The organism is Pseudomonas sp. TE4620, from assembly GCF_056279045.1.
The window spans coordinates 631,458-643,558 of record NZ_JBWBQO010000001.1 but is presented as its reverse complement, the minus strand read 5'-3'; the positions used below and the strand labels follow the sequence as shown (position 1 = coordinate 643,558).

At 63.0% G+C, this 12,101-nt stretch carries 7 protein-coding genes and 2 tRNA genes; 7 read left to right on the top strand and 2 right to left on the bottom strand.

The genetic code is table 11. The annotated features are described in order from the left end of the window. Window positions 1-53: 53 nt before the first annotated feature. Both ACZ9A3_RS03040 and ACZ9A3_RS03035 read left to right on the top strand, forming a co-directional pair. Window positions 54-1,769, top strand: a complete 1,716-nt coding sequence (locus ACZ9A3_RS03040; protein WP_093386503.1) for a proline--tRNA ligase — start codon at window positions 54-56, stop codon at window positions 1,767-1,769. 18 nt (window positions 1,770-1,787) lie between these two features. Next, window positions 1,788-2,741, top strand: coding sequence for a lipoprotein (locus ACZ9A3_RS03035; protein ID WP_045193550.1), 954 nt, complete (start codon window positions 1,788-1,790; stop codon window positions 2,739-2,741). Between the two features lie 45 nt (window positions 2,742-2,786). On the opposite strand, the gene dinB is transcribed toward ACZ9A3_RS03035, so the two are convergent. Beyond that, the gene (gene dinB / locus ACZ9A3_RS03030; RefSeq protein WP_476252124.1) at window positions 2,787-3,851 is read right to left on the bottom strand and encodes a DNA polymerase IV; all 1,065 of its coding nucleotides are present in this window, start codon (window positions 3,849-3,851) and stop codon (window positions 2,787-2,789) included. A gap of 218 nt (window positions 3,852-4,069) precedes the next feature. On the opposite strand from dinB, the gene ACZ9A3_RS03025 reads away from it, so the two are divergent. The 4 genes from ACZ9A3_RS03025 (at window position 4,070) to ACZ9A3_RS03010 (ending at window position 8,516) form a co-directional block, all read left to right on the top strand. Beyond that, window positions 4,070-4,146 (top strand) — tRNA-Met (locus ACZ9A3_RS03025). 131 nt (window positions 4,147-4,277) lie between these two features. Then, a tRNA-Met gene (locus ACZ9A3_RS03020) sits at window positions 4,278-4,354 on the top strand. 224 nt (window positions 4,355-4,578) lie between these two features. Beyond that, a complete protein-coding gene (mprF, locus tag ACZ9A3_RS03015) occupies window positions 4,579-7,221 on the top strand; it encodes a bifunctional lysylphosphatidylglycerol flippase/synthetase MprF (protein ID WP_195885856.1) in 2,643 nt (880 codons plus the stop codon). Beyond that, window positions 7,221-8,516: a virulence factor family protein gene (locus ACZ9A3_RS03010; protein WP_093386516.1), complete on the top strand. Its 1,296-nt coding sequence runs from the start codon at window positions 7,221-7,223 to the stop codon at window positions 8,514-8,516. The genes mprF and ACZ9A3_RS03010 overlap by 1 nt, the downstream gene beginning before the upstream one ends. A gap of 127 nt (window positions 8,517-8,643) precedes the next feature. Here the strand turns inward: ACZ9A3_RS03010 and ACZ9A3_RS03005 are convergent, their stop codons facing one another. Next, a complete protein-coding gene (locus tag ACZ9A3_RS03005) occupies window positions 8,644-10,542 on the bottom strand; it encodes a potassium transporter Kup (RefSeq protein ID WP_045193554.1) in 1,899 nt (632 codons plus the stop codon). Window positions 10,543-10,743: 201 nt separating this feature from the next. Here ACZ9A3_RS03005 and rimO point away from each other — a divergent pair, with 201 nt between their 5' ends. Continuing rightward, window positions 10,744-12,081 (top strand): 30S ribosomal protein S12 methylthiotransferase RimO, encoded by a 1,338-nt coding sequence (rimO, locus tag ACZ9A3_RS03000; protein ID WP_045193555.1) that lies wholly within the window; start codon window positions 10,744-10,746, stop codon window positions 12,079-12,081. Window positions 12,082-12,101 lie beyond the last annotated feature (20 nt).

The following is a 12,101-nucleotide window of genomic DNA, read 5'->3' as shown; positions in this document are numbered from 1 at the left end:
CCCCGTACAATGCGGGGTCATTTAAAGTCTTAAGCAACCGACAACGGCCTACCATGCGCACCAGTCAATATTTGCTCGCTACTCAAAAAGAAACCCCTTCCGACGCGGTCGTCATCAGCCACCAGCTGATGCTGCGTGCCGGCATGATCCGCAAGCTCGCATCCGGCCTTTATACCTGGCTGCCGATGGGCCTGCGGGTAATGCGCAAGGTCGAAGCCGTGGTCCGCGAGGAAATGAACGCCGCTGGCGCCCTTGAAGTGCTGATGCCGGCCATCCAGCCTGCCGAGCTGTGGCAGGAATCCGGCCGCTGGGAACAGTACGGCCCGGAGCTGCTGCGCCTCAAAGACCGTCACGGTCGCGAGTTCTGCGTGGGCCCGACCCACGAAGAGGTCATCACCGACCTCGCCCGCAACGAGCTCAACAGCTATAAACAGCTGCCGCTGAACATGTACCAGATCCAGACCAAGTTCCGTGACGAGATCCGTCCGCGCTTCGGCCTGATGCGTGGTCGCGAGTTCATCATGAAGGACGCCTACTCCTTCCATGCCGATCCGGCTTCCCTGCAGCAAACCTACGATCGCATGCACCTGGCGTACAGCAACATCTTTACCCGCCTGGGCCTGGATTTCCGCCCAGTGCAGGCTGACACCGGCTCGATCGGTGGCAGCTACTCCCACGAATTCCACGTGCTGGCCGAGTCCGGTGAAGACGATGTGATCTTCAGCGACAGCTCCGACTACGCCGCCAACATCGAGAAGGCCGAAGCCATCCCACGGGAAACCGTGCGCCCGGCGCCGACCGAAGAGCTGCGCCTGGTCGACACCCCGGACGCCAAGACCATCACCCAGCTGGTCGACAACTATGGCCTGGCGATCGAAAAGACCGTCAAGACCCTGATCGTCCACGCCGCCGAAGAAGGCAAGCTGATTGCCCTGATCGTCCGTGGCGACCACGACCTCAATGAAATCAAAGCTGCCAACCTGGCAGAAGTTGCCAGCCCGCTGGTCATGGCCAGCGACGAAGAGCTGCGCGACGCCATTGGCGCCGGCGCCGGTTCCCTCGGCCCGCTGAACCTGCCGCTGCCATGCATCATCGACCGCTCGGTCGCGCTGATGAGCGACTTCGGCATCGGTGCCAACATCGACGACAAACACTACTTCGGCGTCAACTGGGAGCGCGACCTGCCAGTTCCGCAAGTGGCCGACCTGCGCAACGTCGTCGAGGGCGACCCAAGCCCGGATGGCAAGGGCACCCTGGTGATCAAGCGCGGCATCGAAGTCGGGCACATCTTCCAGCTCGGCACCAAGTACAGCGAGGCACTCAAGTGCCAGGTACTGGGCGAGAACGGCAAGCCGGTAACCCTGAGCATGGGTTGCTACGGTATCGGCGTATCGCGTGTGGTGGCTGCGGCCATCGAGCAGAACTACGACGAAAACGGCATCATCTGGAGCGATACCCTGGCACCCTTCCAGATCGCCCTGGTGCCGCTGCGCTACGAGACCGAACAGGTTCGCGAAGCCACCGACAAGCTGTATGCCGAGCTGACCGCTGCCGGTTTCGAAGTGCTGCTGGACGACCGCGACAAGAAGACCAGCCCGGGGATCAAGTTCGCCGACATGGAACTGATCGGCATCCCGCACCGCATCGTCATCAGCGACCGCGGCCTGGCCGACGGCAACCTGGAATACAAGCACCGCACCGAGCGTGACGCACAGCCGCTGCCAGTGGCCGAGGTGCTGTCGTTCCTGCAAGCCCGCATTCGTCGCTAAGCCAACGCAAGAGTAATCATGTTCAAGCGAAGTACCATCAACCTGGGGGGCGCCGCACTGTGCGGCGCCCTGCTCCTCAGCGGTTGCGCCAACCAGATGTCCCAGCGCAGCGAGCACGAGGAGCGCATCGAGCGCAAGCTGCTCGAACACAGCCTGCAGATCGATGTCGGAGACCCCAAGGTACTCGAGCTGCCGCAACGGCGTGTGCGCATCCACGAACAGAAGAACTTCGAAGTCACCGAGTTCGAGGTTACCCGTCGCTACGATCGCTACACGCCTTACCAACCCTGGCGCGAAGTCTATGAGATTCCGCTGGGCGCGGTGGCGGTGGTGGCCGGTGTCGGCGCCAACGTGGTCAATGTCTTTGCCCTGGGCAACCTGCCCGACAGCGTGACCCATGACTGGTTGAGCTATGGCTTCGACGGCCTCAACCCGTTCATGAACGCCCAGTCCAACGGTCGTGCCCAGCAGAACCTGGCGGGCATCACCGAAGTGCAAAAGGACAAGCGCCAGGAATACACCAGCGTCCCCTGGAGCGAGCGGCCGGTGTCGGTCAAGGCCGGCAAGATCGACCATGAGCTGACCACCGACCGCAATGGCGTGTTGCACCTGAACCTGCTCGACAGCCCGTTCAGCGAGCAGAACCTGACCCACATCGGCACCCTGCACCTGCAGGTGGTCGATGAAGACAACAACGTGCGTGGCGATGCCAGCCTGCTGATCAGCGCCGGCCTGCGCGGCAAACTGGTGGAAGCCCACGAACTGATTTTCGATGACCTGGAAGACGACGAAGTCAGCCAGTGGGTGCATCGGGTCAAGCGCCTGTCGGAGCTGGGCCTGGAAGAAGAAGCCAGTGAACTGGAGCAAAGCCTGATCGAGCTGACCCGCAACGATCCGGAGCTGCAACAGGAATTCCTCAAGTCACTGACCAAGGACGCCGGCCGCCTGGTTGCCGACCCTGGCGCGCACTGACCTTCGCTGTACCCGGAGAGCGCCAGCCTGCTGGCGCTGCCCTCCTCACTCCTGAGAGAACAGCTCCAGCTGTTCATGCGCACCGCGCAAATCCTGCAAGCGCACACCAATCCCCAACAGCCTCACCGGCTTGCCGCCACGGGCAAAGGCCTGGCTGAGCAAGTGTTGATAGCTGCCCAGGTCACGCCCCGCCCCTGACTGCTCAAGGGTGGTCTGGCTGAAATCATGGAACTTCACTTTGACGAACGGCTTGCCCGGGCGATAACTGTCGTCGATGCGGGCCATGCGCCCGGCCAGGGTTTCCATCAGCTCCGGGAGTTTTTCCAGGCAACTGGCGAGGTCAGGCAGATCGGTGTCGTAGGTGTTTTCGACACTGACCGACTGACGCCGGCTGTCATTTTGCACCGGACGGTCATCGATACCCCGCGCCAGCCCCCACAACCGCTCACCAAAACTGCCGAATTCACGGGCCAGGGCCAGGCGACTCCAGTCGCGCAACTCCAGGCAGGTGATGATGCCCAGGCGGCCCATCTTGTCGGCGGTGACCTTGCCTACGCCATGCAGCTTGCTCACCGGCAAGGCAACCACGAAGTCTTCGACTTCATTCGGAGTGACCACAAACAGGCCATTGGGCTTGCGCCAGTCGCTGGCGATCTTGGCCAGGAATTTGTTCGGCGCCACGCCAGCCGACACAGTGATATGCAACTGTTGGGCAACCCGGCGGCGAATATCGGCGGCAATCCGTGTAGCGCTGCCCGCAAACCAGGAACTGTCCGACACATCCAGGTAAGCCTCGTCCAGCGACAAGGGCTCGATCAGGTCAGTGTATTCGCGAAAGATGCCGTGAATTTCCCGCGAGGCTTCTTTATAGGCATCCATGCGCGGCTTGACGATCAGCAGGTCCGGGCACAGCTTGAGGGCATGGTGCGAGGACATCGCCGAACGCACGCCGAACGCCCGCGCCTCATAGTTGCAGGTAGCGATCACCCCGCGCCGCTCCGCCGAACCGCCCACCGCCAGCGGCCGCCCGACCAGACGCGGGTCGTCGCGCATTTCGATGGCGGCGTAGAAGCAATCGCAGTCGATATGGATGATCTTGCGTTGAGACATAGGGAGCGTAAGAACAGGTTTAAAGTGATGTAAGCAGTATCTCACCCGCTAGCGGCCCATGCATCACAACTAATTCATTCCCCCCCGGAACCTCTGCAAGGCCCGCCCTTGCTGCCTTGCAGCCCTTTTCAGCGGCGCTAAGCGATTGAAGGAGAAAGGATTTCTGCAAACAGGCTATTGACAGCCCCGGGCAAAACTGTAGAATCTCATCTCACAGGCGCGGGATGGAGCAGCCTGGTAGCTCGTCGGGCTCATAACCCGAAGGTCGTCGGTTCAAATCCGGCTCCCGCAACCAGATTCAGGAAAGGCCACTCTCACGAGTGGCCTTTTTCTTTGCCCGAAATAAAGCTCCGGGTAATTTTTTATTGTAAATCAACAATTAAGCGTTGACAGCCAAGCTCAACGCTGTAGAATCCGCCCCACAGACGCGGGATGGAGCAGTCTGGTAGCTCGTCGGGCTCATAACCCGAAGGTCGTCGGTTCAAATCCGGCTCCCGCAACCAAACAACAGAAAAGGCCACTTTGAAAAAAGTGGCCTTTTTTGCGTCTGCCTTCCAGCTAATCAGCCCGCCCCCTGAACGCCCTTCGCCGCTCAGGCAATATGAAACTTCTTTAACTATCCTCAAGGTGCTCAGCGGCCCGATCATATCGGACATTACGCTTCCAAAGGGATTGGTACTTTGACCGGATACACCCTGCTTCCCCTGCGCAAGCCACGAGGTGGCTGATGCGCACCCAGACGCCTGAAACACAAGCCCCTGTGACCGCCGCATTACCCAATGCCGAGCAACGCCTGCGCTGGCTCGAACGCCTGAGCAAGTATCGCCAGCCCATCGGCCTGGGCGTAACCTTGCTGCTGTTCGCTGTCGCCCTGATCGCCTGCCGTCACCTGCTCAGCGAGCTGGACATCTATGCCCTGCATGATTCGCTGCTCAGCGTGCCGCCGCCAGCATTGGCCGGCGCACTGCTGGCGACGGTGGCCGGCTTCGTCATCCTGCTGGGGTACGAGTGGTCGGCCAGCCGCTATGCCGGCGTCCAGCTACCGGCTCGCACCCTTGTAATGGGCGGCTTCAGCGCCTTTGCCATCGGCAATGCCATTGGCCTGTCGCTGCTGTCCGGTGGCTCGGTACGCTATCGCCTGTATGCGCGCCATGGCATCGGCGCCGCCGAAGTGGCGCGCATGACCCTGTTTGCCAGCCTTTCCCTCGGCTGCGCGTTGCCGCCGCTCGCCGCCCTGGCGACCTTGAGCAACTTGCCGGCTGCAGCTTCAGCCTTGCACCTGGCGCCTGCGTTGCTGGCAGCGATCGCCCTGGCGGTACTGGGCTTGAGCGGCGCACTGGTCTATGGCCTTTATCGTCGTCGCCTACCCGAACAACCCCAGGCTGACAACCTGCTGGTACAAGTAGGCCGGCGTACTCTGCGCTTGCCGGGCGCACGCCTGACCCTGCTGCAACTGCTCATTACTGCCCTGGACGTAGCCGCTGCCGCCACCGTGCTGTACCTGCTGCTGCCCGAGGCGCCGCCGTTTGGTGCCTTCTTGCTGGTCTACCTGCTGGCGCTGGCGGCCGGGGTGCTCAGCCATGTGCCCGGTGGCGTCGGGGTGTTCGAGGCGATCCTGCTGGCGGCCTTTGCCGACAAGCTCGGCGCCGCGCCACTGGCCGCCGCGTTGCTGCTTTATCGCCTGATCTATGTGGTGCTGCCACTGCTGCTGGCCTGCGTCCTGCTGCTGGCCAGCGAAGCCAAGCGCCTACTGTTTGCCCAGCAAGCGATCAGGGCCGCTTCCGGGCTCGCAGCCCCGGTGCTGGCGGTGCTGGTGTTTCTCTCCGGCGTGGTGCTGCTGTTTTCCGGCGCCACCCCGGAAATCGACGAGCGCTTGGAGCATCTGGGCTTCCTCGTACCGCACCGGCTGATCGACGCGTCGCACTTCGGCGCCAGCCTGATTGGCGTCCTCTGCCTGCTGCTGGCCCAGGGCCTGCGCCGGCGCCTGTCGGCTGCCTGGATCCTGACCACCGTCCTGCTGCTGGTCGGCGCCCTGCTCTCGCTGCTCAAAGGTTTCGACTGGGAAGAAGCCAGCATCCTGACCTTCACCGCCTGCCTGCTGGCGGTGTTCCGCCGTTCCTTCTATCGCCCCAGCCGCTTGCTCGAACTGCCGTTCTCGCCGGTTTACCTGGCGGCCAGCGCCTGTGTACTGGGCGCTTCGGTGTGGCTGCTGCTGTTTGCCTATCAGGATGTGCCCTACAGCCATCAGCTGTGGTGGCAATTCACCCTCGACGCCGATGCCCCACGCGGCTTGCGCTCGGCCCTGGGCAGCGCGGTACTGCTGGTGATCGTCGCCCTGACCTGGCTGCTGCGCACCGCGCGCCCGGTTATTCACCTGCCCAGCGCCGACGAGCTGCAACGCGCCAACGCCATCCTGCAAGCCTCCGACCAACCCGACGGCGGCCTGGCCCTGACTGGCGACAAAGCCTTGCTGTTCCACCCCAACGACGATGCCTTCCTTATGTATGCACGTCGCGGCCGCAGCCTGGTGGCGCTGTACGACCCGATCGGCCCGGCCCACGAGCGCGCCGAAATGATCTGGCAGTTCCGCGACCTGTGCGATGTACACCATGCCCGCCCGGTGTTCTACCAGGTTCGGGCCGAGAACCTGCCCTTCTATATGGACATCGGCCTGACCGCGATCAAACTGGGCGAAGAAGCCCGGGTCGACCTCAAGCGCTTTGACCTAGAAGCCAAGGGCAAGGAGATGAAAGACCTGCGCTACACCTGGAACCGCGGCGGCCGCGACGGCCTGAGCCTGGAAGTGCACGAGCCGGGGCAGGCTCCGCTGGAAGAACTCAAGACCATCTCCGACGCCTGGCTCACTGGCAAGAACGTGCGCGAGAAAGGCTTCTCCCTCGGCCGTTTCAGCCCGGAGTACCTGCAGCACTTCCGGATTGCCCTGATCCGTTTCGAAGGGCGCCCGGTCGCCTTTGCCAACCTCCTGGAAACCCGCAGCCTGGAGCTGGCCAGCCTCGACCTGATGCGCGCCCACCCGCAGGCGCCCAAGCTGACCATGGAATTCATGATGATCGGCCTGATCCAACACTATAAGCAGCACGGCTATGGGCGCTTCAGCCTGGGCATGGTGCCACTCTCCGGGCTGCAACCACGGCGCGGCGCACCGCTGACCCAGCGCCTGGGCTCGATGGTGTTCCAGCGCGGCGAGCAGCTCTACAACTTCCAGGGCCTGCGCCGCTTCAAGGACAAGTTCCAACCGGACTGGGAACCTCGCTACATGGCCGTGCCGGCCGGACTCGATCCGCTGGTGGCACTGGCCGACACCGCCGCCCTGATCGCGGGCGGCCTGACTGGATTGGTGAAACGCTGATGATTCGACGCTACTGGCTGTACCTGCTGGTTCCCCTGCTGCTGGCCTTGCTGGCTGCCGCCCTTGGCTTCTGGCTGTGGACCCGGCCGGCCCCCGAAGCCTCCCTTGAGCACCTGAGCCTGGCCGATGGCAGCAGCCTGGTCCGGGTCAACCCCGGCACCCGGGCCAAGGCCCGCGTGGTCATCGCCGTGCCCCCGGACCAGGCCCTGAGCGACAAGCAACTGCTCGACCTGAGCCAGAGCGGCGAGGCGCAGATGGTCCAGGTGGTCCTGCCGCCAGCCGATTGCAACAAGCAGCAACAGGCGCTGCAGCAAGCCATGCAGCAACTCAAGGGCGCGCCGACCCTGGTAGCCGGTATCGGCCCGGGCGCAGCCCAGGCCTGGAGCTGGCTGGCCAGCCAGAGCGATGACAAGGCCCTGGCCATCTCGGTGGACTTCAACCTCGAACAACCCGGCTGCGCCACGCCGCTGCCCAAGTCCGCCGCCCACGGCCACTGGAGCGTGGCCTGGAACGACAACCCGGATGACGCCAGCGCCGCCTTCGTGCGCGACCAGGCCAATGCCGAAACCAGCATCAGCGACTACGACATCCACCTGCCGCAGGTACTCAAGGCGCAACTGACCCAGGCACTGGTGGGTGAGGACGGCAACGCCATGAGCATCCCGGTGGTCGAAGTACCTGCCGGGCAAACCACCGACACCGTCACCCTGTTTCTCTCGGGCGATGGCGGTTGGCGCGACCTGGACCGCGACGTCGCCGGCGAGATGGCCAAGCTCGGCTATCCGGTGGTGGGCATCGACACCCTGCGCTACTACTGGCAGCACAAGACCCCGGAACAAAGCGCCATCGACCTCTCCGAGCTGATGCAGCACTACCGGCAGAAATGGGGCACCAAGCGTTTCGTGCTGACCGGCTACTCGTTCGGCGCCGACGTCTTGCCGGCGATCTACAACCGCTTGCCGGCCGAAGACCAGAAGCGCATCGATGCGGTGATACTGCTGGCCTTTGCCCGCAGCGGCAGCTTCGAGATCGAAGTCGAGGGCTGGTTGGGCAATGCTGGCAAAGAGGCACCGACCGGGCCGGAGATGGCCAGGCTGCCAGCGTCCAAAGTGGTCTGCGTGTATGGCGAGGAAGAGGCCGACGAGAGCGGCTGTACCGACCATACTGCAGTCGGCGAGCGCCTGAAGCTGCCTGGCGGACATCACTTCGACGAGAACTACCCGGCGCTGGCCAAGCGCCTGATCGGCGATATCGAGAACCGCCAGGGCAAGACCAGCGTCGCCGAGCAGGATTGAAGCGCGCCTCCGGCGCGCAGCTGCAAGCTACAAGCCTCAAGCTGCAAGCTGCAAGCTGCAAGCTGCAAGCTAGAGCCAAGCGCGCACGGCTCTAGCTTGCAGCTTGAGGCTTGTAGCTTGCAGCTCCCTATATCTCTACCTGAGTGCCAAGTTCGATCACCCGGTTCAACGGCAAGTTGAAAAACCTCAGGTTGCCGTTGGCATTCTTCAGCAAAAAGGCAAACAGCAGCCCCCGCCAGCGCGACATGCCCACCAGCCGCGACGGGATCACCGTTTCGCGGCTGAGGAAATAGGTCGTGCGCATCGGACTGAAATCCAGCCCTTCCAGGTGACAGAGCTTCAATGCCGCCGGCACATCCGGCTCATCCATGAAGCCAAAGTGCAACAGCACCCGGTAGAAACCCTCGCCATACGCCTCGACCTCGAAGCGCTGCTGCGCCGGCACCCGCGGGGTGTCCTCGCTGACCACGGTCAACAGCACCACCTGCGAGTGCAGCACCTGGTTGTGCAGCATGTTATGCAACAACGCGTGAGGCACGGCATCCGCCCGTGCGGTGAGAAACACCGCCGTGCCTTCGACCCGATGCGGCGGCTGCACGCGAATGCTGCTGATGAACAGCGGCAACGGCAGGCTGCCTTCGTCCAGGCGCTCGACCAGAATCTGCTTGCCGCGCTTCCAGGTGGTCATCAAGACAAACAGGACAATCCCCGCCAGCACCGGAAAAGCCCCGCCCTGAACGATTTTCGGCACGTTGGCGGCAAAGAACAGGCCATCGACAAAGAGAAATCCCAGCAAAATCGGCACCGCCAGCAGCGGCGGCCATTTCCACAGCAACAACATCACCGTCGACACCAGCAGCGTGGTCATCAACATGGTGCCAGTCACTGCCACGCCATAGGCCGAGGCCAGCGCCCCGGAAGACTCGAAGCCCAGCACCAGCAGGATCACCCCGACCATCAGCGACCAGTTCACCGCACCTATATAGATCTGCCCCTGTTCGTCACTGGAGGTGTGCTGGATTTGCATACGCGGCACATAGCCAAGCTGGATGGCCTGGCGGGTCAGGGAGAAGGCCCCGGAAATCACCGCCTGGGAGGCAATCACCGTGGCCAGGGTGGATAAACCGACCAACGGTATCAACGCCCAGTTCGGCGCCAGCAAATAGAACGGGTTGCGCGCTGCCTCCGGGTTTTGCAGCAACAGCGCGCCCTGGCCGAAATAGTTGAGCACCAGCGCCGGCAGCACCAGGGCAAACCAGGCGCGGGCAATGGGTTTGCGGCCAAAGTGGCCCATGTCGGCATACAGTGCTTCAGCGCCGGTCAGGGCCAGCACCACGGCGCCAAGAATCGCTACGCCCATGCCCGGGTGAACAATAAAGAAGCGCACGGCCCACACCGGGTTGAAAGCCTTGAGCACCTCCGGGCTCTGGGCGATGCCATGCACGCCCAGAGCGCCGAGCACCACGAACCAGGTGACCATCACCGGACCAAAGAGGATGCCAATGCGCGCCGTGCCATGCTTCTGGATCAGGAACAGCGCCACCAGCACGATCAACGCCACCGGTATCACCCAGTGGTCGATGCCGTCGAAGGCCAGCTCCAGGCCCTCTACCGCCGACAATACCGAAATCGCCGGGGTGATCATGCTGTCGCCGTAGAACAGCGCCGCGCCGATCAGGCCGCAGCCGACCATCAGCGCCTTGAGCTTGGGGTACGGCGCCGAGGCGCGCCGGGCCAACGCCGTCAAAGCCATGATGCCGCCCTCGCCCTGGTTGTCGGCGCGCAGGATGAACACCACGTACTTGATCGTCACCACCCAGATCAGCGACCAGAAAATCAGGCCGAGGATGCCCAGCACCCCATCATGATTGACCGGTACGCCGTAACCGCCCGAAAACACCTCCTTGAGGGTATACAAGGGGCTGGTGCCAATATCGCCGTAAACCACTCCGACCGCTGCCACCAGCAGGCTCAACGGCTTTGCCACCGAATGCCCGGAATCGGCCTGACTACTTGCCTGAACCATCCATCACTCCCGCCACCAGGCCCCTTGCACCAGACACAGGCACACTGCCGCGAAGCATAGCTGAGCGTTCGTCGTATTTCTGCTGGTCAAGTGACTTTGCGCTCGCTAGAATTGCGCACTTTTTGATCAGAGGCGCCCAAAGCGCCCATCAGGTTTGCCCGCCGGCCCGGCCAGGCAAGCCCTTCAATACCGAGGTTAGCCATGTCCACCACTCCTACGCCCACCACGCCCAAGGTCGGCTTCGTTTCCCTGGGTTGCCCCAAGGCCCTGGTCGATTCCGAGCGCATCCTGACCCAGCTGCGCATGGAAGGTTATGAAGTCGTGCCCACCTACGAGGACGCCGACGTAGTGGTGGTCAACACCTGCGGCTTCATCGACAGCGCCAAGGCCGAGTCCCTGGAAGTGATTGGCGAAGCCATCAAGGAAAACGGCAAGGTCATCGTCACCGGCTGCATGGGTGTCGAGGAAGGCAGCATCCGTGACGTGCACCCCAGCGTGCTCTCGGTAACCGGCCCGCAGCAGTACGAGCAGGTGGTCAATGCCGTGCACGAAGTCGTGCCGCCGCGCCAGGACCATAACCCGCTGATCGACCTGGTGCCGCCACAGGGCGTCAAGCTGACCCCGCGCCACTACGCCTACCTGAAGATTTCCGAAGGCTGCAACCACAGCTGTAGTTTCTGCATCATCCCGTCGATGCGCGGCAAGCTGGTCAGCCGCCCGGTCGGCGAAGTGCTGAGCGAGGCCGAGCGCCTGGTCAAGGCCGGGGTCAAGGAAATCCTGGTGATCTCCCAGGACACCAGCGCCTACGGCGTCGACGTCAAGTACAAGACTGACTTCTGGAACGGCCGCCCGGTCAAGACGCGCATGCTCGAGCTGTGCGAAGCGCTGAGCAGCCTCGGCGCCTGGGTGCGCCTGCACTATGTGTACCCGTACCCGAACGTCGACGACGTGATCCCGCTGATGGCGGCCGGCAAGATCCTGCCGTACCTGGACATCCCGTTCCAGCACGCCAGCCCGAAAGTGCTCAAGTCGATGAAACGCCCGGCGTTCGAAGACCGCACCCTGGCGCGCATCAAGAACTGGCGCGAGCAGTGCCCGCAACTGGTGATCCGTTCGACCTTCATCGTCGGCTTCCCAGGTGAAACCGAAGAAGACTTCCAGTACCTGCTCGACTGGCTGACCGAAGCCCAGCTCGATCGCGTCGGCTGCTTCCAGTATTCGCCGGTCGAAGGCGCCCCGGCCAACGACCTGGGCCTGGACGAAGTGCCGGACGACATCAAGCAGGAGCGCTGGGATCGCTTCATGGCCCACCAGCAGGCGATCAGCACCGCCCGCCTGCAACTGCGCATCGGCAAGGAAATCGACGTGCTGATCGATGAAGTCGAAGACGAAGGCTCGGTCGGCCGCAGCTTCTTCGATGCTCCGGAAATCGACGGCAACGTGTTCATCGATGGCAACCACGGCTTCAAGCCGGGCGACACCGTTCGCTGCCGGGTGACCGACGCCGACGAGTACGATATGTGGGCCGAACCGATCTGATCCGGCGCCAATAAAAAAAT